29 protein-coding genes are annotated in these 25,985 nt (G+C 33.7%); 18 read left to right on the top strand and 11 right to left on the bottom strand.

Annotated elements, in window-relative coordinates; genetic code table 11:
- Nucleotides 1–28: 28 nt before the first annotated feature.
- The 6 genes from DCO46_RS05955 (at nucleotide 29) to DCO46_RS05930 (ending at nucleotide 3,603) form a co-directional block, all read left to right on the top strand.
- Nucleotides 29–1,015, top strand: a complete 987-nt coding sequence (locus tag DCO46_RS05955; protein ID WP_116751647.1) for a cytochrome c oxidase subunit 3 — start codon at nucleotides 29–31, stop codon at nucleotides 1,013–1,015.
- Between the two features lie 18 nt (nucleotides 1,016–1,033).
- On the top strand, nucleotides 1,034–1,384 hold the full coding sequence (locus DCO46_RS05950) for a cytochrome C oxidase subunit IV family protein (RefSeq protein ID WP_116751646.1): 351 nt from the start codon (nucleotides 1,034–1,036) through the stop codon (nucleotides 1,382–1,384).
- A gap of 78 nt (nucleotides 1,385–1,462) precedes the next feature.
- Nucleotides 1,463–2,104: a hypothetical protein gene (locus tag DCO46_RS05945; protein WP_116751645.1), complete on the top strand. Its 642-nt coding sequence runs from the start codon at nucleotides 1,463–1,465 to the stop codon at nucleotides 2,102–2,104.
- A gap of 12 nt (nucleotides 2,105–2,116) precedes the next feature.
- Nucleotides 2,117–2,806, top strand: a complete 690-nt coding sequence (locus DCO46_RS05940; RefSeq protein WP_116751644.1) for an SCO family protein — start codon at nucleotides 2,117–2,119, stop codon at nucleotides 2,804–2,806.
- Between the two features lies 1 nt (nucleotide 2,807).
- Nucleotides 2,808–3,350, top strand: a complete 543-nt coding sequence (locus tag DCO46_RS05935; RefSeq protein WP_116751643.1) for a DUF420 domain-containing protein — start codon at nucleotides 2,808–2,810, stop codon at nucleotides 3,348–3,350.
- The gene (locus DCO46_RS05930; RefSeq protein ID WP_116751642.1) at nucleotides 3,340–3,603 is read left to right on the top strand and encodes a hypothetical protein; all 264 of its coding nucleotides are present in this window, start codon (nucleotides 3,340–3,342) and stop codon (nucleotides 3,601–3,603) included. The genes DCO46_RS05935 and DCO46_RS05930 overlap by 11 nt, the downstream gene beginning before the upstream one ends.
- Before the next feature lie 17 nt (nucleotides 3,604–3,620).
- Here DCO46_RS05930 and DCO46_RS05925 read toward each other — a convergent pair whose 3' ends face one another.
- Entirely contained in the window at nucleotides 3,621–5,027 is a 1,407-nt protein-coding gene (locus DCO46_RS05925; RefSeq protein ID WP_116751641.1) for a DUF4403 family protein, read from the bottom strand.
- Nucleotides 5,028–5,203: 176 nt separating this feature from the next.
- Here DCO46_RS05925 and DCO46_RS05920 point away from each other — a divergent pair, with 176 nt between their 5' ends.
- From DCO46_RS05920 to tsaB, 7 genes are all read left to right on the top strand, one after another.
- A complete protein-coding gene (locus tag DCO46_RS05920) occupies nucleotides 5,204–5,905 on the top strand; it encodes an ABC transporter ATP-binding protein (RefSeq protein ID WP_116751640.1) in 702 nt (233 codons plus the stop codon).
- Nucleotides 5,898–7,142: an ABC transporter permease gene (locus tag DCO46_RS05915; RefSeq protein WP_116751639.1), complete on the top strand. Its 1,245-nt coding sequence runs from the start codon at nucleotides 5,898–5,900 to the stop codon at nucleotides 7,140–7,142. The genes DCO46_RS05920 and DCO46_RS05915 overlap by 8 nt, the downstream gene beginning before the upstream one ends.
- Nucleotides 7,143–7,144: 2 nt before the next feature.
- On the top strand, nucleotides 7,145–8,410 hold the full coding sequence (locus DCO46_RS05910) for an ABC transporter permease (RefSeq protein ID WP_116751638.1): 1,266 nt from the start codon (nucleotides 7,145–7,147) through the stop codon (nucleotides 8,408–8,410).
- A gap of 39 nt (nucleotides 8,411–8,449) precedes the next feature.
- Nucleotides 8,450–9,565 carry an efflux RND transporter periplasmic adaptor subunit gene (locus DCO46_RS05905; RefSeq protein ID WP_116751637.1) on the top strand — a complete coding sequence of 372 codons (1,116 nt, stop codon included), beginning with the start codon at nucleotides 8,450–8,452 and terminating at the stop codon, nucleotides 9,563–9,565.
- Between the two features lie 80 nt (nucleotides 9,566–9,645).
- A complete protein-coding gene (locus DCO46_RS05900; protein WP_116751636.1) occupies nucleotides 9,646–11,097 on the top strand; it encodes a TolC family protein in 1,452 nt (483 codons plus the stop codon).
- Between the two features lie 6 nt (nucleotides 11,098–11,103).
- Entirely contained in the window at nucleotides 11,104–12,393 is a 1,290-nt protein-coding gene (locus DCO46_RS05895) for an efflux RND transporter periplasmic adaptor subunit (protein ID WP_116751635.1), read from the top strand.
- 28 nt (nucleotides 12,394–12,421) lie between these two features.
- Nucleotides 12,422–13,096 carry a tRNA (adenosine(37)-N6)-threonylcarbamoyltransferase complex dimerization subunit type 1 TsaB gene (gene tsaB / locus DCO46_RS05890; RefSeq protein ID WP_116751634.1) on the top strand — a complete coding sequence of 225 codons (675 nt, stop codon included), beginning with the start codon at nucleotides 12,422–12,424 and terminating at the stop codon, nucleotides 13,094–13,096.
- Here tsaB and DCO46_RS05885 read toward each other — a convergent pair whose 3' ends face one another.
- Nucleotides 13,097–13,909 (bottom strand): mechanosensitive ion channel family protein, encoded by an 813-nt coding sequence (locus tag DCO46_RS05885; RefSeq protein ID WP_116751633.1) that lies wholly within the window; start codon nucleotides 13,907–13,909, stop codon nucleotides 13,097–13,099. It lies immediately after the preceding gene.
- Nucleotides 13,910–13,980: 71 nt separating this feature from the next.
- Nucleotides 13,981–14,880, bottom strand: coding sequence for a NifU family protein (locus DCO46_RS05880; RefSeq protein ID WP_116751632.1), 900 nt, complete (start codon nucleotides 14,878–14,880; stop codon nucleotides 13,981–13,983).
- A gap of 142 nt (nucleotides 14,881–15,022) precedes the next feature.
- Here DCO46_RS05880 and DCO46_RS05875 point away from each other — a divergent pair, with 142 nt between their 5' ends.
- Together DCO46_RS05875 and DCO46_RS05870 are read left to right on the top strand one after the other, a co-directional pair.
- Complete coding sequence (locus DCO46_RS05875; protein ID WP_116751631.1) at nucleotides 15,023–16,012, top strand: type IX secretion system membrane protein PorP/SprF; 990 nt, start codon at nucleotides 15,023–15,025, stop codon at nucleotides 16,010–16,012.
- 12 nt (nucleotides 16,013–16,024) lie between these two features.
- Nucleotides 16,025–16,543, top strand: coding sequence for a gamma carbonic anhydrase family protein (locus tag DCO46_RS05870; protein ID WP_116751630.1), 519 nt, complete (start codon nucleotides 16,025–16,027; stop codon nucleotides 16,541–16,543).
- A gap of 95 nt (nucleotides 16,544–16,638) precedes the next feature.
- Here the strand turns inward: DCO46_RS05870 and DCO46_RS05865 are convergent, their stop codons facing one another.
- The 6 genes from DCO46_RS05865 to DCO46_RS05840 all read right to left on the bottom strand — a co-directional run bounded on the left by DCO46_RS05865 (nucleotide 16,639) and on the right by DCO46_RS05840 (nucleotide 21,460).
- A complete protein-coding gene (locus DCO46_RS05865) occupies nucleotides 16,639–17,355 on the bottom strand; it encodes a LytR/AlgR family response regulator transcription factor (RefSeq protein ID WP_116751629.1) in 717 nt (238 codons plus the stop codon).
- 102 nt (nucleotides 17,356–17,457) lie between these two features.
- Complete coding sequence (locus DCO46_RS05860; protein WP_116751628.1) at nucleotides 17,458–18,165, bottom strand: intradiol ring-cleavage dioxygenase; 708 nt, start codon at nucleotides 18,163–18,165, stop codon at nucleotides 17,458–17,460.
- Between the two features lie 11 nt (nucleotides 18,166–18,176).
- On the bottom strand, nucleotides 18,177–19,277 hold the full coding sequence (locus DCO46_RS05855) for a sensor histidine kinase (RefSeq protein WP_116751627.1): 1,101 nt from the start codon (nucleotides 19,275–19,277) through the stop codon (nucleotides 18,177–18,179).
- On the bottom strand, nucleotides 19,278–19,613 hold the full coding sequence (locus DCO46_RS05850; protein ID WP_243416260.1) for a DUF4907 domain-containing protein: 336 nt from the start codon (nucleotides 19,611–19,613) through the stop codon (nucleotides 19,278–19,280).
- Entirely contained in the window at nucleotides 19,597–20,604 is a 1,008-nt protein-coding gene (locus DCO46_RS05845; RefSeq protein WP_116751626.1) for a Kelch repeat-containing protein, read from the bottom strand. The genes DCO46_RS05850 and DCO46_RS05845 overlap by 17 nt, the downstream gene beginning before the upstream one ends.
- A gap of 16 nt (nucleotides 20,605–20,620) precedes the next feature.
- Nucleotides 20,621–21,460, bottom strand: a complete 840-nt coding sequence (locus DCO46_RS05840; RefSeq protein WP_116751625.1) for a DUF6268 family outer membrane beta-barrel protein — start codon at nucleotides 21,458–21,460, stop codon at nucleotides 20,621–20,623.
- Nucleotides 21,461–21,690: 230 nt separating this feature from the next.
- Here DCO46_RS05840 and DCO46_RS05835 point away from each other — a divergent pair, with 230 nt between their 5' ends.
- Nucleotides 21,691–23,016 carry a DUF4270 family protein gene (locus tag DCO46_RS05835; RefSeq protein ID WP_243416259.1) on the top strand — a complete coding sequence of 442 codons (1,326 nt, stop codon included), beginning with the start codon at nucleotides 21,691–21,693 and terminating at the stop codon, nucleotides 23,014–23,016.
- On the top strand, nucleotides 23,017–24,252 hold the full coding sequence (locus DCO46_RS05830; RefSeq protein WP_116751623.1) for an aromatic hydrocarbon degradation protein: 1,236 nt from the start codon (nucleotides 23,017–23,019) through the stop codon (nucleotides 24,250–24,252).
- Between the two features lies 1 nt (nucleotide 24,253).
- Here the strand turns inward: DCO46_RS05830 and murI are convergent, their stop codons facing one another.
- Nucleotides 24,254–25,030 carry a glutamate racemase gene (gene murI / locus DCO46_RS05825; protein WP_116751622.1) on the bottom strand — a complete coding sequence of 259 codons (777 nt, stop codon included), beginning with the start codon at nucleotides 25,028–25,030 and terminating at the stop codon, nucleotides 24,254–24,256.
- 110 nt (nucleotides 25,031–25,140) lie between these two features.
- On the opposite strand from murI, the gene DCO46_RS22625 reads away from it, so the two are divergent.
- Complete coding sequence (locus DCO46_RS22625) at nucleotides 25,141–25,317, top strand: hypothetical protein (RefSeq protein ID WP_165828844.1); 177 nt, start codon at nucleotides 25,141–25,143, stop codon at nucleotides 25,315–25,317.
- Between the two features lie 156 nt (nucleotides 25,318–25,473).
- On the opposite strand, the gene DCO46_RS05820 is transcribed toward DCO46_RS22625, so the two are convergent.
- On the bottom strand, nucleotides 25,474–25,977 hold the full coding sequence (locus tag DCO46_RS05820) for an OmpH family outer membrane protein (RefSeq protein ID WP_207784950.1): 504 nt from the start codon (nucleotides 25,975–25,977) through the stop codon (nucleotides 25,474–25,476).
- Nucleotides 25,978–25,985 lie beyond the last annotated feature (8 nt).

Below are 25,985 nucleotides of genomic sequence, written 5' to 3'. Positions count from 1 at the left end.
TTTGGGAACTTTTTAACGAATAACTTTTATGGGAGCGACAGTTACTACTGCAAACAACGACGAAAAAACTTGGGGAGGCGGTCATGAAATCCAGCCATTAGGAGCAAGTTATGGTAAAATGATGATGTGGTTTTTTATCGTATCGGATGCCTTAACATTCTCAGGATTTCTTGGGGCTTATGGTTTTTCAAGATTTAAATTTATTGAAACCTGGCCATTGGCTGATGAAGTGTTTACTCACTTTCCTTTTATGCATGGTGTTTCGGCTCCAATGTATTACGTAGCCTTAATGACTTTTATTTTGATTTTCTCATCTGTAACTATGGTTTTGGCAGTTGATGCAGGACATCAATTGAAAAAGACTAAAGTTGCAATCTATATGTTCTTAACTATTATTGGAGGTTTTATTTTCGTTGGTTCTCAGGCATGGGAATGGAAAAACTTCATTAAAGGTGAATATGGAGCAGTTGAAACTAAAGGAGGAAGTTTATTGCAGTTTGTTGATAAAGATGGTAAAAGAGTAGCTCTTGAAGAGTTTGCTGTAAAACTACCGGAACAAAGAGCAGCTTTGACAAGAAGCAAAACATCCTGGTTTATGGAAGATGCTGAAAGTTTACCAACTTATTCAGTTGCTGAAGTTCAGGCTGGATTTAAAGCACATCCGGATTTATTGATCAGAACAGAAAAACTTACAGCTGAAAAAAAGAAAACAGTTTTGTCAAGAGCAGAATCTGAAACTCATTTAGCAGAAGCTAAATATGTTGTAGAAGGAGCAAACTTAACCAGAAACGAATACGGTAGTAAATTATTTGCAGATTTCTTTTTCTTCATTACAGGATTCCACGGATTCCACGTATTTTCAGGAGTAATCATTAATATCATTATTTTCTTTAATGTATTATTAGGTACTTACGAAAAAAGAAGAAGTTACGAAATGGTGGAGAAAGTTGGTTTATACTGGCACTTTGTCGACTTAGTTTGGGTATTTGTATTTACAGTTTTCTACTTAGTTTAATTTTAGATTTTAATTATTATGTCACACGAACACGTATCAAATACAAAAAGAATCTGGTTTGTTTTTGGATTACTTTCATTAGTAACTACAGTAGAAGTTATCTTAGGTATTATTAAGCCTGGATTTTTAGAATTTAATCATTTTGTAGGTTTGAATTTATTGAACTGGATATTTTATATCTTAACAATATTCAAAGCATATTATATTGTATGGGCATTCATGCACATGGAAGGTGAAAAAAGCAGCCTTAGATGGTCTGTTGTATCACCAGTTATTTTCCTGGTATTATATTTATTGTTTATTCTTTTGACAGAAGGACATTATATTTATGGGGTTTTTAAAGATTCTACTATTAAATGGAATTTTTAACATGATATTAATTCGAAAAGAGTCCCGATAACATCGGGATTTTTTTATTTTTGTACCTCAATAACTTCAGGTAATAAAATGAAAAAAAATATAGTTCTCTTTGTACTTTTTATTTTGCCAATTGTAGCCTATTTGTTTTTTGCTTCAGGCGTAAACAGTTTCACAAAACTTCCCGTTATAACTCCAAAAATTGCTGATTTTGGTAATTGGAAATCCCTGGACGGAAAAAAAGTTTCTCTCGATAAAAAAATAACAGTTTTAGGTTTTTCCGGTTCCCATATTTTAAATAACCGTGGAAATTATTTCAATTTAAATGAAAAGATTTATAAGCGTTATAATGGCTTTGAAGATCTTCAGTTTGTAGTTGTTTGTCCAATAGGAACAGAAAATGAAGCTCAAAAAGTTTTAGATGCGCTGAAGCCTTTTACGGATGTTAAAGGCTGGAATTTTGTTTTTGCCTCACCTGAGGAAATTAAAGCTTTTTACAGCACGCTGAACTTAAAAGGAAACCTGGATGAAAATTTAGGGACTTCAAATGTTTATATAGTTGATAAAGAAAGAAATTTAAGAGGCAGAAAAGATAAAGAGGAATATAAGGAAGGCTACAACACTTTCCATCCGTCTGAACTGAGTAATGAAATGCTGGATGATTTTAAAATTATTTTGTATGAATATCGTGCTGCTCTTAAAAAGAATCATAATGCCACTAAACAACTTTAAATTTCAATCATAATGTTTAAAAATAAATCATATATCGGAATTTCGTTTATCATTTTAATCTTTGGTATTTATGCTGTCCCGAAAATTGTTGACAGAATAAAAAACGGAGATGTTGTTAAAGGAAATCGTCTGGATAATGTTGGTCTGAAAAATTCAAAATCAGATGCTAAATTGCTAACAATAGGACCTGCACCAAAATTTGAATTGACCAATCAGGACAATGTAAAAATCTCGAATGAGACTTATAAAGGAAAAGTATATGTTTTGGAATTTTTCTTTACTACTTGTCCTTCTATTTGTCCAAAGATGAATTTAAGCATGCTTGAAATTGAGAAAACATTTTTTGGTAACCCTAATTTTGGAATTGTTTCCATCACAATTGACCCGGCACATGATACACCCCAGATTTTAAAAGATCATGCGAAATTATTAGGAGTAAAATCATCAAACTGGAATTTCCTTACTGGTGATAAAGCTACGATTATGAATTTATCAAATAAAGGTTTCAATCTGTATGCGGGTGAAAATGCAAAAGTAAATGGTGGTTTTGAACACTCAGGCTTATTTGCATTGATTGATAAAAATGGAGATATACGATGCCGTAAGGACGATTTTGGAAATCCGATTTTATATTATGACGGATTAGATAAAAAAGGAGTTAGAGATATTCAGGAAGATATTAAAATACTATTAGAAGAATAAAATGGAAGATCATTCATTAGAAAAAAAATTCAGTAAATTTATTATTGCAGTTTCAATTATAATTCCGGTAGTCGTTGGTATTCTGTTCGGAATAAAATTAAAGGATTTCGGAATCAATGTAGAGCCTCTTTCATTTTTGCCTCCAATTTACGCCACAACAAATGGAATTACAGCTATTGTTTTAGTTTTAGCTGTATTTGCTATTAAAAACGGAAAACAAAAGCTTCACGAACGATTAATGACTTTTGCTATAGCGTTATCTGTTGCATTTTTAGTGATGTACGTAGCCTATCACATGACTTCTGATTCTACCAAATTCGGTGGAGAAGGCGTAATTCGTTATGTGTACTTCTTTATCTTAATAACACATATTTTATTGTCAATTGCCATTATTCCATTAGTATTAATTACTTATGTGAGAGCTTTGGCAAAGCGTTTTGACAGACACAGAAAAATAGCCAGAATAACTTTTCCGCTGTGGCTTTATGTTGCGGTGACAGGTGTGGTTGTTTACTTAATGATATCTCCTTATTATGCAAATTAAAAATATAATACATATCTCAGAGTCAGGGTTTCAGAAAACATTTTTTGGAATTTGTCTTTTTCTTTTCGTGATTTCCTCTAATGCCCAATGTGCCATGTGTCGTGCGGCTTTGGCAGGTGATTCTAACGTTAAAAAGGCAGAAGCAGTAAATGACGGAATCGTTTATCTAATGGTGATCCCGTATTTACTTGTAGGGATAATTGGTTATCTGATTTACAGAATGTATCAGTCTAAAAAGAAAAAAGCAGAATAATTATATTCTGCTTTTTTTTATTTTAAGCCGTCGACAGAGACGTTTACGGTGCCGTTTATTTTGATAAAAGCAATAATTGCTTGATTGGTAAGCTGAATTTTATCAAACTGAATATCTTCCATTTTGCCATTTACAAAAACACCGGGCATTGGGGAATAATTTTTTAAATACGTTGCCATGCTCTTTTTACCTTCTTCTAAATTGGGCTGAATAGAATAACGGCAGCTTTCTTCCATTTTTCTTAAAATAAACCCTTGCGCCAGCCAGCTTGCGGTACGCATTAATTTGCTTTTGGTATCCAGGACATAATCTAATTTATCGAAATATATTTCTTTGGTCTGAGGATTATACTGGGGAAAGCCTGTCAGGTAAATAGTTCCGTTTACAGATCCCAATACGTCAAGGGCAATTACCATTTTGTCATTTTTATGCCAAATAGCTACATTTTTTACGGTGACTTTTTTACTGCCGGTTCCGAATTCCTGATTGGCAAAATTTTGCGTCATGATTTTAGAGGCATCAGCGTAAGTTGAAATAGCAGCAATATTGGCGGCAATCTGATTTGGGATTTTGGTTACCGGTTTCAATACAATTTTATTGGCATTAAACTTAGATTCAGGTTGTTTGCCTACAATGGTTTCCATATTGCATTTCATTCCCATTTCTAATAAAAACTGATCATTTTTCAGTTTTGCAGTTGTAGAATAAACTTCAACCGGAACAATTCGCAACCAGCTTTCATAAGTATCGCTCATTTGAAAAGGAGTACAGATTTTTTCTAAAGCAGATAAAACGTTTGGTTTAAAATCCATCGATTTTTCTATAGCTTCATCTATGCTTTTTTCAATTTTGGATTTAAAAATTGATATTGCGGGATTTACCAGATAAGTTATTGGCATATTTTTTCCAAAAACCATCATTGTTGGACTTTCTTTCCAGTCAAGGGATTTAAATTCTGTTTTCGTATTTAATTTCCAGTTGGTCAGGGCCGCTTCGCTTGACAAAGTAATTACGCCATTAAGATTGAATTCGCGTACGTCATACAGTTCTACTCCAAGTTTTTTTGTGTCTATTCTGTATTTAACAGTAGCTCTCAGTGGTAAAACTGTTTTTATTTTTTTATCAGGATTGGCAGGGTCATTTTGAATTTTAACTGGAGCCTGTTTCCAGATTTTCATTTCGATATCATCATCTTCTATGTCATTGTCTTCGTAGATTAAACCATTCAGGATAGAATTTGTCTGGTTTTCGATATCATGAAGTTTGACCGAAATGGGTAAATTGATAAAAGACGGGTTGCTTTCGTAAACCAAAGGGCTTGCATCGTCTGGTTCGGGTTTTAAAGTTTCTAATTTTTGAGTTGTAGAACAACTTACAAGTACATTAAGTACAGTGAACAAAGAAAGTGCTGAAAAAAACTTCATTAGCAATAATTTTTTGAATGATGCAAAATTAAGAAAACAATTATATTATCTTAAAAAAGTGTAACAATAGATAAGAAAATGAGTCTTATTGAAATAGTAAAGTGAAATTATTAACTTTTTGTTACCATAATTGACTTAATAAAAATGTTATTATTGTCTTAAAAATTAACAATACCATGATCGAAATCAAAGATTTACACAAGTCCTATAAAATGGGAAGTTCACAGTTGCATGTGTTAAAAGGGATTAATTTTAATATTGCAGAAGGAGAATTGGTTGCGATCATGGGATCATCCGGATCTGGAAAATCTACACTGCTTAATATATTAGGAATTCTTGATGAGGCAGACTCGGGTAGTTATATTTTGGATAAAACTCCAATAAAAAAACTGAATGAAACCTTAGCCTCAAAATACCGAAATAAGTTTTTGGGATTTGTTTTTCAGTCTTTTAATTTAATTAATTATAAATCTGCGTTGGATAATGTTGCCATGCCTTTGTATTATCAGGGTGTAAAAAGAAAGGAACGTTATGAAATTGCGATGAAATACTTGGAGAAAGTAGGTCTTGGATCGCATTCTCATCACTTACCTAATGAACTTTCCGGAGGTCAGAAACAACGTGTAGCTATTGCCCGTGCATTGGCTTCGAACCCAAAAGTTTTGTTGGCCGATGAACCTACAGGAGCTTTGGATACCAAAACATCTTATGAAGTTATGGAACTTATCCAGGGAATTAACGATGAAGGTAAAACCATTTTAATCGTTACCCACGAGCCGGATATTGCCGCAATGTGCAAAAGGAATGTTGTCCTGAAAGACGGATTGATTATCGATGATAAAATGGTAGAACAAGTTAGAGCTACATCTTATGTTTAATATAGAGCGATGGCAGGAAATATTTGAAGCAATCTCTAAAAACAGATTAAGAACATTTCTGACAGGGATTTCCGTGGCTTCGGGAATTTTTATTTTAGTGATTTTGCTGGGTGCGGGCAAGGGACTGCAAAACGGAATTGAAAAACAGTTTGAGCGAGATGCTGCGGGAATTATTGAAGTTTGGTCCGGAACTACTACAAAACAATACAAAGGTCTAAATCCGGGAAGACCAATTCAGTTTAGAAATAGTGATTACACACAATCTGTTCAGAAATTTGAAGATAAATTAGATTTAAGAGCTTCAACATTTAATTTCTGGGGAGCTCCGTTTGCCTACGGAAAAGAATCCGGAAGTTATCAATACAGAGGAGTTGATCCTGATTATGGCGGGATAGAAAATCTAACCATTGTTCAGGGACGATATGTAAATAGTAAGGATCTGGCCAATAATGAAAAAGTGGCTACTATCGGAATGAAAATAAAAACCGATTTGTTTAAAGACAAAGAGGCACTTGGAGAAGAAATTTTAATCAATAATATTAGTTTTAAGGTAATTGGTGTTTTTACAGATCCGGGAGGAGAACGAGAAGAAGCCAGAGCTTACCTGCCAAAAACCACTGTACAGAAAACTTTTGGAGGAGGTGATAAAATCAGCAATTTGTTTTTCACTTTAAAAAAGACAGACAATTATGATGAAGCCTTGGCACAATCTGAAAAATTCACACAGGATTTAAAGGACTTGCTAAAAAGCAAAAACGTAGTAGCTCCAGAAGATGACGGAGGAGTAGGTGTTTATAATTCTGTTAAGGATGCCAAACAATTCTATGACTTAAATCTATATATCAGATTGTTTTTCTGGTGGGTAGGTATTTGTACCATCGTGGCAGGAGTTGTGGGTGTTAGTAATATTATGCTGATTGTTGTAAAAGAAAGAACAAAAGAAATTGGTATAAGAAAAGCATTGGGAGCATCGCCCATATCTATTATTACTATGATACTCCACGAATCTATTTTTATAACCACAATAGCAGGATTTGTCGGCTTACTGGCAAGTTTGTTATTATTGGAATTTGTTGGGCCAATGGTGCAAAGTGAATATTTTAGAAACCCTGAGGTTGATTTTACTGTGGCTCTTACCACACTGGTTCTGCTTGTTTTTGCTGGTGCAATGGCAGGATTTTTTCCAGCTTACAGAGCAGCTAAAATTAGACCTATTGTAGCACTTAGAGACGAATAATTATGTTTAAGAAAGATAATTGGGACGAAATTTTGCAGGCTCTGACGGCCAATGTGTTTAGAACTCTTCTGACAGCATTTGGTGTGTTTTGGGGAATATTTATTCTTGTCATATTACTGGCAGCAGGAAAAGGTCTGGAAAACGGGATAAAAAAAGGGTTTGATGGTATTGCCACAAACACCATGTTTATGTGGAGCCAGACTACCTCAAAAGCGTATAAAGGTTTGCCAAAAACACGTCGTTATGATTTTAGAAACAGTGATGTAATGGCTTTGAAACAAGCTTTTCCGGATTTGTTATATGTTTCGCCAAGAAATCAGTTAGGTGATTTTAATGGAACAAATAATGTGGTTCGCGGTACAAAAACATCTTCTTTTACTGTTTATGGTGATTATCCCGAACTAATCAAGCAACAGCCAATGGATATCATAAAAGGTCGTTTTATAAACCAGCAGGATATTGCCGAAAGGAGAAAAATAGCGATTATTGGTAAAGGAGTGATATCGGAACTTTATAATAAAGAAGAAGAAGCTATTGGGACTTATATCAAAATAAACGGAATTAATTTTATGGTAATTGGCGTTTATAATTCTAAGCAGCAGGGAGGAAATGCAGAACAGGAACAAAAAAATATTTTCATTCCGTTTACGACATTTCAACAGGCTTTTAATTATGGCGATAAAGTAGGCTGGATGGCACTTACAGCAAAAGATGAAACCTCGATTACTTCTCTGAAACCTAAAATTTTAGAGTTAATAAAATCGCTTCATTCCGTAAATCCGGCAGATGACAGGGCAGTAGGAAATTTTGATTTATACGAACAATTCAATAAAGTGCAAAGTTTGTTTGATATTCTAAAATTCATTGCTTATTTTGTAGGAACATTAGTATTGATTTCAGGAGTAATTGGTATTTCAAATATCATGCTGATTGTAGTCAAGGAACGTACTAAAGAAATTGGAATCCGCAGGGCTTTGGGAGCAACACCGGCAGCGATACGTGGGCAAATTTTATCAGAATCTATATTTTTGACTATCATATCGGGTATGTTCGGAATTGCCGTTGCAACCGGAATTATAGCATTGCTGAATATGGCTCTGGACTCGATGCCACCGGGAAGCGATACCATGTTTTCTAACCCGAGTGTAGATTTAAGAGTTGTATTTGTTGCCTTATTAATATTAGTAGGATCTGGTTTGCTCGCAGGATTTATTCCGGCGCAGACCGCAATCAATGTGAAGCCGGTAGATGCTTTACGAACAGAATAAATTATCAATCAAAAAATAATCGATTAAACCAAAAACAAAATGAAAAAAGGAGTAACCGTCACCATTTTAATTTTTATTGCTATAGTTTTCTTTGGTGCGCTATATTATTTATATGCTAAGAATCAGGAGTCGCCAATTGTCTTTAAAACTGAAAAAGCAGAAATTAAAACGATTGTAAAAAATACAATTGCTACAGGTAATATTCAGCCAGATGAAGAGGTCTTAATCAAACCGAACATTTCAGGAATTATAGAGCAGGTGTATATTAAAGCCGGAGAGAAAATCAAAGCAGGCGATATGATTGCCAAAATTAGGGTTGTTGCAAATGTATCAAACGTAAGCAGTACACAAAATCAGGTACAGACTGCTAAAATTGCTTTGGATAATCAGGAAAAAATCTTTAAAAGACAAAAAACATTGTATGATAAAGATGTTATTTCAGCAAATGATTTTGATGCAGCACAATTAGCTTACACACAGGCAAAACAAAACTATCAGGCAGCAAAACAAAGTCTCGATATTGTAAAAACAGGAACAACTTCATCATTGGGAAGTTATGCTAATACCTTAATTCGTTCAACTGTAAACGGAATGGTTTTAGACGTTCCGGTAAAAGTCGGAAACCAGGTTATTGAAAGTAATAATTTTAATGAAGGAACTACAATTGCAAGTGTAGCCGACGTTGGAAGAATGATTTTTGTTGGAAAAATAGATGAATCTGAAGTTGGTAAAATAAAAGAGAAAATGGCTATCGAAATTACAGTCGGAGCTATTGAAAATAAAAAATTTGAAGCGATTCTAACTTACATCGCACCAAAAGGAGTTACAGAAAACGGAGCAATTCAGTTTGAAATTAAAGCTTCTTTAGAAAACAGAGATGCTACCTTTATCAGAGCCGGTCTGAGTGCAAATGCTTCTATCATCTTAGAAAAAGCAGACAAAGTTTTGGCCATAAAAGAATCGTTAGTTCAATTTGACAAAAAAACACAAAAACCGTATGTAGAGATCGAAACAGCTCCGCAGAAGTTTCAAAGAAAAGATTTAGTTTTGGGAGTTAGTGACGGAATTTATGTTCAGGTTAAAAGCGGAATTAAAAAGACAGATAAAATAAAAATCTGGAATCAGGGTTTAATTACTGAAGGAGAAAAAAAATAATTTGATTCTGTAAAAAGGTTTTTGGGTTTAAAAAATGTTAAATTTGCGTAGTATCGATACTGCGCCTTCATTCAAAATATATGAAAATAAATAAATATAATAGTCTTGTCTTTGCATTGTTATTCGCTTTTGGATTATCGGGTCAGGCACAAACAAAACAGTGGACTTTAGAAGAATGCGTAAGATATGCATTAGAAAATAATATCACAATAAAGCTTACAGAACTAGATGTCAAAAATGCTGTAATTGATAAAAGAGGTGCATTTGGAAGTTATTTGCCTACAGTAAGTGGAAATGCCTCACACTCCTGGAATGTCGGTTTAAATCAGGATGTTACGACAGGTCTGTTGCGTAATCAAACAACTCAATATTCATCTGTAGGTTTAAATGCCGGAGTTGATATTTACAAAGGACTTCAAAATCAAAATACATACAGAAGAGCAAAGCTTTCTATTATTGCGTCACAATATCAATTAGTTAAGATGCAGGAAGATATTTCTTTAAATGTAGCCAGTGCATTTCTGCAAATTTTATCCAATAAAGAAGATTTAAAAGTTAAAAAAGAACAATTGGCAATTGACGAAAAGCGTTATGCCCGTTCTGAAGAAATGGTAAATGCCGGAACAATTCCGCGCGGAGATTTATTTGATCTAAAAGCAACTGTTGCAACTGACAGGCAAAACATTACTGTTTCTGAAAACAATCTCTTGATTTCAAAATTAAGTTTAGCACAGCTTTTACAATTAAAAGAATTTGCAGACTTTGACGTAGTAGATGATACTGAAGTGAAAGATGAAAATAATATCATGGCACAAAGTCCAATTGATATTTACAACAAAGCAAAAGAGACGAGAACTGAATTGAAATTGGCACAGACTAATCTTGAAATTGCTGAAAAGAATGTTGCCATCGCAAAAGGTGCTTATCAGCCAACTTTGTCTGGTTTTTACTCTTTTACGACCAGAGCAAGTTATTCTGATGTTGTCACAGGTGCAACTCCAAATCTAAATAATCCAACAAGTCAAATTGGTTTTGTTGAAGGAACAAATCAGGCAGTATTAGAGAATAACTTTACTCCGATTTTGGGGGCGCCTCAACCTGTTTTTGATCAGTTTAGCGATAACAAAGGACATTCGTTCGGATTACAGCTTAGCGTTCCAATTTTCAATGGATTTTCAGTTAGAAATAATGTTGAAAGAAGCAAAGTAAGTTTAGAAAAATCTAAAATAGATTTAGAGCAAAAAAGTTTAGATTTGCAACGTAACGTTTATACAGCTTTTACAGATGCAAAAGGAGCTTTAAATACTTATGAATCATCAACGATAACTTTAGAAGCAAGACAACAGGCTTATAATTATGCAAAAGAAAAGTATGATGTCGGTTTGATGAACTCATTTGATTTTACTCAGGCTCAAACTTTGCTGACAAATGCACAGTCAGACGTTATCAGAACAAAATACGATTACATGTTCAAAATAAAAATACTTGAGTTCTATTTCGGAATTCCAATTGTTCCAATTATTACAAAATAATTTATTATGTCAAAAAAAACAATTTACTTTTTGCTAGGTGGAGCTGTGATTTTAATTATAGCATTAATTGGTCTTAGAAAGGCCGGAGCAATAGGTAATAAAGATGAAGGAAAAGAAGTAGAAATTTCAAAAGTAGTAGCTTCAACTGTTGTAGAAACAGTTTCGGCAACAGGTAAAATTCAGCCTGAAATTGAAGTTAAGATTTCTCCGGAAGTTTCGGGAGAAATTATTTTATTGAATGTAAAAGAAGGTCAGGTAGTAAAAAAAGGAGATTTATTAGTAAAAATAAACCCGGATTTATACACTTCAAGTTACAATCGTTCCGTGTCAAATTTATCCGGAACAAAAGCTGGCCTGACACAATCTGAAGCCAGTTTTAAAGAAGCAAAAGCAAATTATGAGCGTAATAAAACGTTGTATGACAAAGGGGTTATTTCGAAATCAGATTGGGATAAAGCAATTGCTTCTTTTGAAGTAGCCAAAGCCACTAAACAAAATGCATATTACACCGTTCAGAGTGCTTCAGCATCTGTAAATGAAGCTAAAGATAATCTGGGGCGTACAACAATTTATGCTCCGGCAGATGGTACTATTTCTGTATTGAACGTAGAATTAGGAGAACGTGTCCTGGGAACACAGCAAATGGCAGGAACGGAACTTTTGAGAGTTGCCAACCTAAACAATATGGAAGTTGAAGTTGATGTAAATGAAAATGATATTGTAAAAATAAAAATCGGTGACGAAGCAAATGTTGAAGTGGATGCTTATTTGAAAAAGAAATTCAAAGGAATTGTGACCAGTATTTCAAACTCGGCAAGTACAACATTGACCTCTGATCAGGTAACAAATTTTAAAGTTAAAATCAGAATTTTAAAAGAATCATACCAGGATTTATTAGACGGTAAACCAAATGCTTATTCGCCTTTCAGACCTGGGATGACAGCTACTGTTGATATTATAACGCAAACTAAAGCCAACGTTCTGGCGGTTCCAATTAGCTCTGTAGTGGTAAAATCGGATACAGCTGCTGTAAAAGACTTTACTGCCGAAGGTCCTGTTGAAGATAAAAAAGCAGCTCCGAAAAGCGATAAAAAATTCGAATGTGTTTTTGTAAAAGTTGGTGATAAAGCCAAAATCAGAATCATTAAAACCGGTATTCAGGACGATACTAATATTGAAGTAATGTCTGGGTTAAAACCGGGGGATGTTGTAATTACCGGACCTTATACTACTGTTTCTAAAGAACTAAATTCCGGAGATAAAGTAAAGGCTAAAACGAATACTCCTAAGAAATAATTTTAGTAATAATATTAAAAACAATACTTTGTCTTTTATTCTCAATATCGAAACAGCAACTAAAAACTGCTCTGTAGCCATAGCAAAAAATGGTGAAACTATTCTATGTAAAGAAATCGCAGAAGAAGGATATTCACATGCCGAAAAATTACATGTTTTTATAGAAGAAGCAATTGCCGAGGCAAAAATATCGGTTCAGGATTTAAGTGCTATTGCAGTAAGCCAGGGGCCAGGTTCCTACACCGGTCTGAGAATTGGGGTTTCGGCAGCAAAAGGATTGTGTTTTGCATTGAATTTACCCTTAATTGCTATAGATACTTTGCAGACGTTAGCATCGCAGGCAAAGGTTTCTGACGGAAAAATTATTCCAATGCTGGATGCCCGAAGAATGGAAGTTTACAGTGAAATTTTTAATCATAAATTAGAAACAGAAAGACCCATTCTGGCAGAAGTTATAGATGAAAATTCTTTTCAGGATATCAATGAAACTGTTTATTTTGTCGGTGATTGTGCCGAAAAATGTAAGTCAGTTTTAACCAAAGAAAATTTTATTTTTTTAGAAGAGATCAAATACCCTTCGGCAGCAGCCATGAGTGCAATCAGTTTTGATAAATATCAAAAAAGCGACACTGTTGATGTCGCTTATTTTGAACCGTATTATTTAAAAGATTTTATGATGACCACGCCATCAAAAAAGGCATAATTATTTTTGAAGTGTAAATGGCTGAACAGAAATACCTGCTTCATCCAAGGCTGTTTTGCAATTCTCAAGAGTCTCTGAGAAAACAGCACCAAAATTTTCATTTTTAGCCCACGGACGTACCGCAAAATCTACAGAACTTGCCGATAAGTTTTTGACAAAAACTTCAGCAGCAGGCTTTTTTAGCACTTTTGGATTTTTGTTTAAAACATCCACCAGAATCTCTTTTGCTTTTTTGATATCAGAATCATAGGAAACGGAAAATGTAAGATCGGCTCTTCTTTCTCCCTGCATCGAATAATTGATAATCGTTCCGTTTGATAAAGCACCATTAGGTACAAAAACTGTCTGGTTATTCCCTGTAAGCATTTTGGTTACAAAAATCTGAATTTCTACAACAGTAGCAATAACTCCCTGAGCTTCGATAGTATCACCAACCTTAAAAGGCTTGAAAACGATAATCAGCATTCCTCCTGCAAAGTTAGAAAGCGAACCTTGCAGTGATAAACCGACAGCAAGTCCCATTGCTCCTAAAATAGCAACAAACGATGAAGTCTCGATTCCGAGTTTTGAAATAAAAGTTACAAATAATAAAATTCGTAAAGCCCATAGTAAGATATCGGCAAGAAATTTGGTCAGGGTCGGGTCAAGATTTCTCTTTACCATTATTTTTCTGATGATCCTGTTTATTAATCTGATAGCGTAAAGTCCCACAAATAAAATCAGAAAAGCTGAAATTAATTTTGGCGAATAATCAAGTAATACTTCTATATACCTGCTGGCGTAACTGCTAAATTGGTCTGAATTGATGTCCATTGTATTTAAATAAAAAAAAACCTTCTCAATAGAGAAGGCTTGGTATTAGATTGCAAATATAAAATATTTATTTACGCGTTTAAAGCCTCAACCTTAATTTGTTCATCGTTCAACATACTTTTCAGCATGTTTTCGATACCGCTTTTCAGTGTAAATGTCGATGACGGACAACCGCTGCAGGCTCCTTGTAAAATTACTTTTACTGTTTTGTCATTCTCATTATAAGAATCAAAAGCGATATTTCCTCCATCAGCAGCTACTGCCGGTTTTACGTATTCTTCGAGTATATTAATGATCTGTTGGGAAGTGACATCCAGTTTATCAAATGCTTCGTCTTTGGTGATGTCATTCTTTGTTGTTACTTCAACTAAACTTTCATCTAAAACTGTTCCGCCATTTTCAATAAATTGTTTGATAAAAGTTCTTATTTCCAGAGTAATTTCATCCCAGTTATTGATGTCGTATTTGGTTACGGAAATATAATTTTCATCAATAAAAACCTCTTTAACAAAAGGGAATTTAAACAATTCTTTTGCCAGTGGTGATGAAGCTGTCTGGTCTATATTTTTATACTCAACGGCATTTCTGGTCAGCATTCTGCTTACAACAAATTTTAGAGCAGAAGGGTTTGGTGTTGTTTCGCCATAAACAGTAATTGGCTGCTTTTTGGCTTTGTTTTCGTCAACTTTAATAATAACTCCGCCCTTGTCTACAAATGAGGCAATTTGTTCAGCAACAGCATCTTTTACATCATCCCATTCTACAATACTGTATCTTTCAATAGCAATAAAATTTCCTGAGATATAAACTGTTTTTACAAACGGAAGATAAAATAATTGTTGTGCCAAAGGCGAAGCTTCCGCTTCATCAATATTTTTAAATTCGTAATTCTGGTTCTGTGTAATGAAGTCTTCAAATTCAAACTTTAAGATAGTTGGATTTTGAGTTTCTTTTATGGTGATTTTTGTCATGAGTAGTATTTTTTTGCAAATTTAGTAAAGTTATTTTCTACTAATACCTATATTTGGTTTTTTAATAAAATAATTAAGACTCTTCGCAAATTAATCGTACTAAATTGCATAGTCGTAAAATATATTTAAACAAATTACCTTTATGAGATTTAGGATCAGGGTTTTCTTTATTTTTTTGATTACATCATTTTATTCCTATTCTCAAGAAGGAATTCCTGTTTACTCCGATTATCTGTCAGATAATTACTACCTGATTCATCCATCAATGGCAGGAGCTTCAAATTGTGCAAAAATAAGGCTTACAGCCAGAAAACAATGGTTTGGACAGGATGATGCGCCCTCTCTGCAAACGTTGAGTTTTAATGGAAGGTTAGGGGAGAGATCTGGTGGAGGAATAATTGTTTTTAATGATAAAAATGGATATCATTCTCAAAAAGGAGTAAAACTTACTTACGCTCACCATATTATGTTTTCGAGAGATGAAGTGGATCTGAACCAGCTTTCATTTGGTATCAGCGGAGGTGTTATACAGAATCAGTTGGATGAGACTGAGTTTGGCAACACTTTTGACCCTATTGTTTTTGGGGCTATCCAAAAAGATTCTTATTTCAATGTCGATTTTGGAGCTTCATACAATTACCTCGACTTTTATGCCCATGCAACTGTACAGGGCGTATTGGAAACCAGAAGACAGTTGTATACAGATTATGAAAATGATAATTTAAGAAAATTTCTTTTTAGTTCCGGATACGTTTTTGGAAAAAGAGAAAATATTACCTGGGAACCATCCGTTTTATTTCAAATGTTTGATCAGACAAAAGAAAAATCAATTGATATAAACATGAAAGCTTACAAAAGCATGGATTTTGGAAGTTTATGGGCTGCACTATCGTACAGAAGAAGTTTTGATGGGGCACAATACAGTACAGGAAGTGGAGTATCATCTCAAAAATTACAATATATAACACCTATTGTGGGTATAAATTACAATAATTTTATGTTTGCTTATACTTATTCTCAAGTGACGGGTGATGTAAAATTTGATACCGGAGGTTATCACCAATTAACTTTAGGAATCAATTTGTTTTGTAAAAAAGAACGTTACGATTGTAATTGCCCGGCTATTAATTAAATCTTTTATGTTATGCTTATTAAATCTGTAAACGGAAAATCACCTGCAATTCCTGAGGATTGTTATGTAGCAGAAAATGCAACTATTGTTGGCGATGTAACTTTTGGAACTTCCTGCAGTGTTTGGTTCAATGCCGTTATTCGAGGTGATGTACATTTTATCAAAATTGGTAATAAAGTTAATATTCAGGATGGTGCGATTATTCACTGTACTTATCAAAAGCATCCAACCATTATAGGCAATAATGTTTCTATTGGCCACAATGCTATTGTTCATGGATGTACCGTTCATGACAATGTTTTGATTGGTATGGGGGCAATTGTTATGGATAACTGTGTGATCGAAAGTAATTCTATTGTAGCAGCGGGTGCAGTTTTGACACAAAACACGGTTGTAGAATCAGGAAGCATTTATGCCGGAGTTCCGGCGAAAAAAGTAAAAGATATAGATCAGTCAGATTTTGCAGGTGAAATCGAACGTATTTCTAATAACTATGTTATGTATTCGGGCTGGTTTAAAAACGAAGAATAAGATAAAAAAATTCAAAAATTAAATTCCAAATTCCAAATTCAACAAAATGTCGATATCATTGGAATTTGGAATTTTTTACTTTTGGAATTTAATAATTATAAATTGATTTTTTCAAAGAAAGCAGTTTTGTAGCTTTCGCTGATTGGAATTCTTTTATCACTAATCAGGACCTTATTTTTTTGTATTGATTTTACATGTTTAATATTAATGATGTACGATCTGTGAATTCTTGAAAATCCTTTAGTAGAGAGTAAATTTTCCAGTTTTATTAAACTGATTAATGTCAGTGTAAATTTATTATCGGTTGTGTATATTTTTACATAATCTTTCAGGCCTTCAATAAACAAAATGTCCGAAAAATTCATTTTGACATTCTCATATTCAGCTCTTACAAACATAAAATCCTGTTCAGATTCCGGAGTTGTACTGTTTTCTGTTAGTGGCTGGATTACGGCAGCAGGATTTGAGATTTGTTGTGCCCTAACGACCGATTTTAAAAAGCGATGAAAAGGTATCGGTTTTACCAGATAATCAACAGCACCAAGATTAAAGCCTTCTACAGCATAATCTGAATAAGCAGTGGTAAAAATAATCAACGGTTTTTTTTCAATTGTGTTCAGAAATTCAATTCCCGAGAAATGTGGCATTTGAATATCTAAAAAAATCAAATCAACATTATTCTGATTGATAAAGGAAACAGCATCTATAGCATTATTAAAAGTACGAAGCAATTCTAGTGTATCTACTTTTTTGACAAAATCTTCTAATAATTCAACCGCTAACGGTTCGTCATCTATAATTACGCATTTCATCTGTTGAAGATTATGTTCTTAAATTGTTTTGGTGGCCAAAAGTAGTTTGAAACCAGTAAATTAAGTTTTAAAATTTTCATAAATTACTGTTTTGGTTTAAAATTAACCGTTTACGATGATTGTTTTACTTAATATATAACCATCTGTCAGATTTCCTGTTAATGTTCCTAATTCATCAGAAAGACTATCCGAAAAAACATTGTCTCTTGTATTTGCGGTATCGGCCTGACCATGTGCTGCATAATTTGTACTTGCATATACTTCACTTGAAATATTTTCAGGAAATGCAATTTGTGTAACCAGTAACGATGCACCACTATTGCTTAAAACTTCCACATGTACGTGTGGTGCTCTGCCCTGATACCAGCCAGGATAAATAGAAATAAAGGAAACTTCTCCTTTTGAATCTGTTGTTTGTCTCCCCCTTAAAAAATGAACAGAAGTATAATCGGTCTGTTGCATTTGAGTTCCGCCATATTCAGAATAATTTCCATCTTTATCACAATGCCAGATATCAACTAAAACACCGGATAAAGGCTCGCAATTATTATTTCTATTCTCGATAGTCAGGTTAACAAGAAGAGCAATTCCGACACGGTCAGATTTAATGTTTTCTAAAACGAGCTGACTTGGCGTTTTTATCGGAAAAGGACCTTTTGTTTCTGCTGGAGAAACCATGCAGCTTCCATCGGCAGAACTATCGGAGTCTCCATTATTATCATCTTTAGAGCAGGATTCTAATAATTTGGCTGCTGTAGCTAATGAAGCAATTCCTAAAAGACCATTTCTGATGAAGTTTTTTCTGTCCATAATTACCAGATTTAATTTATTGTGGTTTGAATACTGTCTAAGTTTAAATTTAAATGTATCTGATAGAGTTTACTGTCTTGTGTTATAGTTAGTTCGTGTGCGTTAGGATAAAGTAAATCAAGTCTGTTTTGAATATTTACTAATCCAATTCCTGAGTTTTCAGGATCTTTTACATAATTTTCAATTGTATTTTCTATCCAGAAATCAAGACTGTTTTCGAAAATAATAATCTTAATTTTTACATGTGCGGCACCCTTGTAATCGGTTCCGTATTTAAAAGCATTTTCAACAAAAGAAATAAGCAGCAAAGGTTCGATAAATTTATTTTTTGTGTCTCCGTGGACATTAACAAAAATATCTTCTATGTTGTTGAGTCTTAGTTTTTGTAACTCAATGTAATTCTGAATATAATTGATTTCTTTTTCTAAAGCCACCGTTTTATTATCGGTTTCATACAGCATGTAGCGCATTAATTCTGATAATGTTACGATGGCATCAGGGACCAAATCAGATTTCTTGTGAGCCAGAGAATAAATACTGTTTAAGGAATTAAATAAAAAATGCGGATTGGTTTGTTTTCGCAAATAAATCAATTCAGTATTAGTTCTGTGTGTTTCCGCGATTAATTTGTTTTGTTGGTTGTTATAAAATTCAGTTAATGTTCTGATAATGGCACTAATGGTAATAATAAGAATATAAAAAAGGGAAGGCCCGATTTTAAAGAACAAAGGTTGTCGTGCCGGAATCGCCCTAATCCTGTGATTTTTCAAAAAAATTTTCAGTTCTTCAGGCGGAGGCATGTTATTAGGTCTGGAGAGCTTAAATTCAGGCATAAAATAGTTCATCCTTATAACCATAAAAAGAATAATCAGTGCCAAAATAAAAGCAAAATAAAGCCAGTATTTTTTTTCTAAAAGCAGGGAAGGAACCAGGTAAAAATAATTCAGATAAAATAAAATAATACCTGTAAACCACTGTACATAAAAATCATTGTTGATTGTAAACGGACTTTCGTAAAACTGTATCAGTGAAGTCAAAATAAAGAATACCCATATAATGACATGGAACAGAATTTTATTTGAGCTTGTATTTTTTATGGCACCTATGTTCATTTAGAATTTTATTTTTAATAAAATTAAATCATTTTTAGTTACCGTTGGTGATATGTTCTGCTGGAGTTTTTTTACAACCAGATCAGCCAGTTTATGAGCATCTTCTTCTGTGGCAAAACTTTTAGAATCATTAATAACAGGAATGACCGATTGTTTGATAATTATTTGGTCTTTATATGCAATCGAATAACCCCATCCTGAAGTTGTTTTAAATGTTTCCGTCTTAAACACCTGATTCTTCGAACAAGCTGCAAATTGTAATATCAGAAAAACAAGCAATAAGTTCTTCCGGATGTTAGCCCGGAAGAATTTTTTAATATTAATTATCGTCATCATTTTGCTCCTCTGTTGGTTTAAATTCCCAGGTATCATCAAAATAAGTTGTACCTATTCTTCCTAGCATGTAAAAACCACGGTTGTTAATCGCAAAACCTACAGCATCTGTTCTTGTTGCGCCTTCCATAGGAGTTCTTTCAACCCAGATATCGCTTGACGGATTGTACTCCCAGATTGTTTTTATGTTTTCTCCGCCGACTACATAACCTAATCCGTTCATGGTAAAACTTGACGCGTTAGAACGAACAATGGCGTACTCATCGTTGTATGAGTCATCATCATCTTCATCTTTATCAATATCTCTTTTTCGTGTCCAGACATCAGTAGAAGGATTAAATTCCCAGAAATCTTCCTGATAGACCCCGTTGTTCACACCAGTTGCCAGATAGGCTTTATTATCAATGACGAAGACAGTTGCATTACGTCTTTTGTTTCCACTAAATCCGTTTACCAGTGTCCAGGTATTTGCCTGATCATCATACTGATAGAAATCTTTTAAATAATTCCCGTCATAACCCGTTCCGAAATAAGCTTTTCCGCCAGCCTGAAAACCAACAGCCGCATATCGTGCTGTACCGGCGAAATCTGTTTTTTGCGTCCAGCTGTTGCCCGCAGGATCATACTGATAAAAATCCTTAAGTTTATTTGTACCGTCATAGCCAAGTCCAACATATCCTTTATCATTTAGTGTAAAACTAGAAGCAGAACTTCTTCCAATTCCTGTAAAATCTGCTTTCTGTTCCCAATAATCCCCATTCGAATTATAAGCCCATAAATCTTTTAAATAAACGTCTCCGGTATACCCGGTTGCTATATAAGCATAATCTCCAATAACAAAACTGGTTGCACTAGATCTTGCAGGCCCGTCAAAAGCTGATTTTTTTATCCAGTTTCCAATTAATTCATCATCGTCATCATCGTTACTACAGCCTGTAAAAAACAGACCCGAAAACAGTGCCGCGAATAATATTCCTTTTTTAAAATTATTCATAGTGTATTAAATTTATTTATTGTTTGTATTTGATCCCAATTCCTAAAATGTAGCCATCGTTTATATTAAAATCATAAACCTTGTGATTGTTGTTATCGGTCAGATTGTATTTTTTATTAAAATCATATCCCGCCTTAAAGTTTATAAACCAGTTTTTGTCTATGTTTCGCTCATATTCAATCGCAGAAGTCATTTGTGATACAATTGCTTTTGAGCTACTATAGTCCGGATTTTCAGAATCTAAATGATAAAAATTACCATTAAAACTATTCGTCAGACTAAACTTATTCCTGATATTATTGGAATACGATATTTTTGAATCCGGGAAACCGATAAGAATATTACTTTGCTCATTTACTTTATAATCTAAAGATAAAACCGGTATAAATCTGGGAGAACCAAAAGCAGTTGTCCTTGCTGCACCAATACTTATTGTTGTTTTTGAACCCAGTTGCTGACTAACCTCAAAATCTCCTAAAACGGTAAAATCAGAAGCATCTGGTTTTTGTTGAAAATTAAGGGTTGGTGTAACAGAAAATTTCAATTTCGTCTTATCCGAAACAGTATAAGAAAAATCAAATTTGTTCTGAATTTGATTCAACTCATCCAGATTTTTAAAAACCCCAAAGCTTCCTGAGTCATAATTTATTTTCAAATTCGAGTATGCTAATGTATTCGTGATCGTACTGTTTGAACTTATTTTTTTATGAAATGAAAATCCAATATTGGTTTCATTAAAATTAATTTTTCCGGCAGGTTCAGTTTTTGTATTCACTTCTGCAGAAAACTGTTCCTGGGCTTTCATACCGAAAAATGAAATGCAGAAAACCGAACAAATTAAAAATCTTATTTTCATTACTTAATTATTGGCTCAAAAGTAGGAGGCTGATGGTTTTAAAAAAAAGAAGATATATGTATGGTGCTTTTTGATAGACTAAATCGCCTTTTTTAAGGCTGAATGAAGTATTAGTAGCTATAATTAGGTTATAGATGATTTTCTGCTATTTATAGTCCAAAAATGCGCGACTGTATATGTTATTATGTAGTGCAAAAGAGCGCAGTCTATATTTGTTCAAAAATAGGATTATGAATAAATTTATATTGATGTTGTTTTTTGCTTTTGCAATATTCTCATGTGGTACAGACACAGATGCAGGCGAATTTGTTGTTGGTTCCGATTACCTCGCTGTAAATAATAAGGTGATCTTAATTGATACTGTGACTGTAGATATGTCTACCATAAATTTTGATTCACTTGTTACTTCATCTCAAAGCAGGATTCTTATAGGTAATTATGAAGATCCTATTTTTGGAAAAGTAAAATCAGACAGCTATTTTCAATTAGGAGCAAAATCATATTCCTTATTAAGTGGAGGTTCAGATACAGAATCTGTTAATTATGTGTTTGATTCAATTTCGATGATTTTAAAATATACTAACTATTATTATGGAGATACAACCCAGGTTCAGAAGTTTGATATCCACAGAATTCTTCAGAAAGTAAAACCGAATACAGATGATGATAGTTTTTATAACAACTCTGTTTTAATTTACAGCCAGGAAAGTTTAGGTTCCATTTCTTATAAACCAAGACCTACTGAAAAAGATTCTATTAATATAAAAATGGATCCTGTTTTTGGATCAGAAATTTTTCAGAAAATAAAGAAGAGAGAAATTACAGATTTTACCAGTTTTTCAGAATATTTAAAAGGACTTGTTTTGGTTCCATCAACAACAAATTCCTCTAGTGTAATTGGTTTTCATACAGGTACAAGTGTCGTCAGGATGTACTATTCAAAATATCAGGGAGAGGAAGAGAAGTCTTATTATATTGACTTTGTAGTTAGCGAGACGGGAAAGCAGTTTAATTCTATTTCATCAGATAAAACAGGAACCCTGCTTCAGAACCTTCCGGTTTCGAATAGTAAATTATCCAGTATATTGACCAACCGGCAAGGATTTATTCAATCAGGAACCGGAGTTGCCTGCCGACTGGATTTTCCTAATCTAAAACAGTTAAGGCATATTTCAGATAAAGGAGCAATTGTAGATGCACAATTGATTTTAAAACCTGTAAATAATTCTTATTCAGAAAAATACCCTTTAGCCGATTCTCTACAGGTATATGTCGCTGATAATTTAAACAGAATCAGCAGTTCATTAGTAAATTCTGCAGGAAAAACAGTTTACGGAATATTAAATAAAAAAAGCGATGAGTTTAATGAAAATATCGGTTATACATTATCTGTTGGAAACTTTTTACAAAAGGAAATGCTCAAGACAACCGATTCAAAATCTTCCCTGGTTTTGACATTGCCAGGAATTTCTAAAACCGTAAACCGCATTGTTTTAGGAGATCAAAAACATGTGAACAATAAAATTCAGCTGAAAATTTATTATATCTCATATTAAATGAAAAATAAAATAATCTATTTGAGTGGCGTCATTCTGATGTCGTTGACTTCATTTTCCCAAAGTATTTCCAGTTCACCTTATTCTCTGTACGGTCTAGGGAGTTTATATGATGCAGATTTTGGATCAATTCCGGCAATTGGTTCATCCGGAATTGCGTTGCCATCCTATAATTTTATTAATAATCTAAATCCGGCTTCGTTAGCGCATTTGCCACTTAATCATTTTATGTTTGATCTTGGCGGAAAAGCTATTTCAACAACCTATGAAAGTGGTTCAAGATCAGAAAAACGTAACAATTTTCAGTTTTCACATCTTGCTTTTGCTTTTCCTGTGACCAAAAATTCCGGGTTTAGTGCATCTTTAAGGCCTTATTCGAGTGCGGCTTTTAAAATTTCTAACTTAAAACTTCCAATTTCAGATAGTCAGGAATATTATTATTTAACAGCAGAAGGCTCAGGCGGATTAAATAATTTTGATTTTTCATACGGATATCGATTTGGGCAAAAATTATCTTTAGGAGTTTCGGCAACTATGTTGTTTGGGAATACAACAGATGACAGAAGTTATTTAATTTCAAATTCAGTCACCTCAATCAATAAAAAAACGGACTACAGCGGAGTACGTGCAACTTTAGGATCGCAATATAAAATTGATTCGACTTTTACTGTTGGGACAACTTTTAAAATGCCAGCAAAAGTCAAAGCCTCAAAAATGCAAAGTGTACAAACCTATGCAAATGAAATAGAAACTCCTGTAGAGTCTGATGTGGCTTCTGATGCAGATGATTATTATATGCCCTTAGAAATTGGAGTTGGAATTAGCAAGCGTTTTAAAAATAATCTGAATCTGAGTTTAGATTATGAAAAAAGCCTTTGGAATAATACCAATCAATCCGATTTATATGGTGATTTTGTAAACCAGGACCGATTTGCACTCGGATTTACCTTTAGTACTAAAAAAAATACACGAACTTATTGGGATAGGATTCAATATGCTGCCGGTGCAAATTTTGATACCGGTTATCTCGAAGTTGATGGGAAAAGAGTAAATAACGCTGCAATTTCTGTTGGACTTTCGCTGCCTATTGAAAATACTTTATCGGCCTTGCATGTTTCGTATTCCTATGGACAAAAAGGGAAGATTTCTGATAATCTCATAAAAGAAAATTACCATAAAATCTCTCTCAATTTATCTTTGGATGGAATTTGGTTCGTCAAGCGAAAAATTGAATAGACTAGAAATCCTTTTGTATAACCGGATATTTATTTTCTAAAATAGATTCTAATACAGAAGGATTTGAGTTGACATAGAATACAGGATCGCTGCTTTCGGTATCAGTAAACCCAACCTGTTCGCGCAGGATATTTTGAGTCTGGCGCGCAACAGCTTCTCCGGAGTCTATAATTTTTATATGTTCCGGAAGAATTTTTTTGATCTGAGGTATCAGGTATGGATAATGGCTGCAACCTAAAACCAGATAGTCAATATTGGCCTCTATCATTGGTTGTAAATACGTTTCCAGTAATTGTGTCATTTCCGGCGAATTAAGATTACCGTCTTCAATAAGCTGAACCAGACCATGCCCAACCTGCTCAATTATGGTAGTATTCTGAAACATCTCGGCAGTTTTGTTAAACAGTTCACTGTTCAATGTTCCTTTTGTAGCCAAAATTCCAATTACTTGAGTTTTAGAATTATTAGCAGCCGGTTTTATAGCGGGTTCAATTCCTATAAACGGGATATCATACTCTTCACGCAATTCTCTAATTGCATTTGTAGTTGCTGTATTGCAGGCAACGACAATAAGTTTGCAATTGTTTGCAATTAAAAAATCCACATTTTTTTTGCTTAAGGCAACAATCTCTTCTTTGGTTCTCTGACCATAAGGAGCATTTTTACTGTCTGCCAGATAAATGGTTTTTTCGTTCGGAAGTAGCTCGTGAATGGCGCTCCAGATGGAAGTCCCTCCAATGCCGGAATCAAAAACGCCTATAGGATTGTTATTCGTCATGAGACAAAGTTACATATTTCTTGGTTTTTCTACAATCAGGGGCTTAAATAAAATATCATTTAAATGTAAAAAAAATACTATATTTGTGTTTAACCTAAACAATTTATACTATGAAGATTATCCAAAAGTTATCTGCAGAAAAATTATCAAGGGAAGAATTAAAAAAATTTAGCGGTGGGACTCATCCGGTATGTCATACTGGTAAGGTATGTTATCGGGGAGAAGATGAGAATGGTAATATCCTATGGGATTGTGTACCATTAACAACTAAGTGTCCTGATTTATAATATAATATCAAAAAGAGGAGTTTTTTTAACTCCTCTTTTTATTTTACAACCAACAAGCAGAAACTTTTCAATCTCAAAATAAGAGATGTGATATATAGCTCAAAAAAAACGGCTTAACTATTCAGTTAAGCCGTTTTTTATAATTCGGTTTTTATATTAGAAACCTAAATCTTTTTTAACATCAGCAGTAATGTTTGGACCATCAGCTAATAAAAGAGTAGAACCGTCTAATACATATTGGAAACCTTTAGCTTTACCCACTTTTTGGATAGAAGCTCTAACTTTTTCCATTAAAGGTTTTACGATGTCATTTTCTTTTTGTTGTAGTTCTTTTTGCGCATTGTCTCTGTAATCAACAATTCTTTTTTGCATATCCTGAACTTCTTTAGAACGCTCACCGTTTACAGCTTCAGTTACAGTAGCAGCTTCAGCTTCATACTTTTTGATTTTTACTTGGTATTCGTCAACCATTTTTTTGTACTCAGTATCGTATGTACCACTTAATTTTTGTAGTTGATTTTGAGCATCAAGCATTGCAGGCATTTTCGACATAATCTCGCTAACATCAACATGAGCTACCTTAGCTTGTGCGTTCATTGTGTTACTCGCTCCTAAAACTAACATAGCAGCAATTAGTAAAGTTTTGATTTGTTTCATCATTTTTAAAA

This window comes from Flavobacterium sp. HTF (assembly GCF_003105115.1).
GTDB lineage: Bacteria > Bacteroidota > Bacteroidia > Flavobacteriales > Flavobacteriaceae > Flavobacterium.
Note: the sequence above shows the minus strand (reverse complement) of the source record. Positions and strands in the feature narration are given on the sequence as shown.

Coding starts and splice junctions, on each gene's coding strand:
- DCO46_RS05900 (WP_116751636.1), top strand. CDS start 9,646: ATGAAAATAAATAAATATAATAGTCTTGTCTTTGCATTGTTATTCGCT.
- murI (WP_116751622.1), bottom strand. CDS start 25,030: ATGACGAATAACAATCCTATAGGCGTTTTTGATTCCGGCATTGGAGGG.
- DCO46_RS05945 (WP_116751645.1), top strand. CDS start 1,463: ATGAAAAAAAATATAGTTCTCTTTGTACTTTTTATTTTGCCAATTGTA.
- DCO46_RS05840 (WP_116751625.1), bottom strand. CDS start 21,460: ATGAAAATAAGATTTTTAATTTGTTCGGTTTTCTGCATTTCATTTTTC.
- DCO46_RS05820 (WP_207784950.1), bottom strand. CDS start 25,977: ATGATGAAACAAATCAAAACTTTACTAATTGCTGCTATGTTAGTTTTA.
- DCO46_RS05955 (WP_116751647.1), top strand. CDS start 29: ATGGGAGCGACAGTTACTACTGCAAACAACGACGAAAAAACTTGGGGA.
- DCO46_RS05880 (WP_116751632.1), bottom strand. CDS start 14,880: ATGACAAAAATCACCATAAAAGAAACTCAAAATCCAACTATCTTAAAG.
- DCO46_RS22625 (WP_165828844.1), top strand. CDS start 25,141: ATGAAGATTATCCAAAAGTTATCTGCAGAAAAATTATCAAGGGAAGAA.
- DCO46_RS05940 (WP_116751644.1), top strand. CDS start 2,117: ATGTTTAAAAATAAATCATATATCGGAATTTCGTTTATCATTTTAATC.
- DCO46_RS05830 (WP_116751623.1), top strand. CDS start 23,017: ATGAAAAATAAAATAATCTATTTGAGTGGCGTCATTCTGATGTCGTTG.
- DCO46_RS05845 (WP_116751626.1), bottom strand. CDS start 20,604: ATGAATAATTTTAAAAAAGGAATATTATTCGCGGCACTGTTTTCGGGT.
- DCO46_RS05860 (WP_116751628.1), bottom strand. CDS start 18,165: ATGGACAGAAAAAACTTCATCAGAAATGGTCTTTTAGGAATTGCTTCA.
- DCO46_RS05875 (WP_116751631.1), top strand. CDS start 15,023: ATGAGATTTAGGATCAGGGTTTTCTTTATTTTTTTGATTACATCATTT.
- DCO46_RS05870 (WP_116751630.1), top strand. CDS start 16,025: ATGCTTATTAAATCTGTAAACGGAAAATCACCTGCAATTCCTGAGGAT.
- DCO46_RS05910 (WP_116751638.1), top strand. CDS start 7,145: ATGTTTAAGAAAGATAATTGGGACGAAATTTTGCAGGCTCTGACGGCC.
- DCO46_RS05925 (WP_116751641.1), bottom strand. CDS start 5,027: ATGAAGTTTTTTTCAGCACTTTCTTTGTTCACTGTACTTAATGTACTT.
- DCO46_RS05850 (WP_243416260.1), bottom strand. CDS start 19,613: ATGATGACGATAATTAATATTAAAAAATTCTTCCGGGCTAACATCCGG.
- DCO46_RS05930 (WP_116751642.1), top strand. CDS start 3,340: ATGCAAATTAAAAATATAATACATATCTCAGAGTCAGGGTTTCAGAAA.
- DCO46_RS05935 (WP_116751643.1), top strand. CDS start 2,808: ATGGAAGATCATTCATTAGAAAAAAAATTCAGTAAATTTATTATTGCA.
- DCO46_RS05905 (WP_116751637.1), top strand. CDS start 8,450: ATGAAAAAAGGAGTAACCGTCACCATTTTAATTTTTATTGCTATAGTT.
- DCO46_RS05920 (WP_116751640.1), top strand. CDS start 5,204: ATGATCGAAATCAAAGATTTACACAAGTCCTATAAAATGGGAAGTTCA.
- DCO46_RS05865 (WP_116751629.1), bottom strand. CDS start 17,355: ATGAAATGCGTAATTATAGATGACGAACCGTTAGCGGTTGAATTATTA.
- DCO46_RS05950 (WP_116751646.1), top strand. CDS start 1,034: ATGTCACACGAACACGTATCAAATACAAAAAGAATCTGGTTTGTTTTT.
- DCO46_RS05855 (WP_116751627.1), bottom strand. CDS start 19,277: ATGAACATAGGTGCCATAAAAAATACAAGCTCAAATAAAATTCTGTTC.
- DCO46_RS05915 (WP_116751639.1), top strand. CDS start 5,898: ATGTTTAATATAGAGCGATGGCAGGAAATATTTGAAGCAATCTCTAAA.
- DCO46_RS05835 (WP_243416259.1), top strand. CDS start 21,691: ATGAATAAATTTATATTGATGTTGTTTTTTGCTTTTGCAATATTCTCA.
- DCO46_RS05895 (WP_116751635.1), top strand. CDS start 11,104: ATGTCAAAAAAAACAATTTACTTTTTGCTAGGTGGAGCTGTGATTTTA.
- DCO46_RS05885 (WP_116751633.1), bottom strand. CDS start 13,909: ATGGACATCAATTCAGACCAATTTAGCAGTTACGCCAGCAGGTATATA.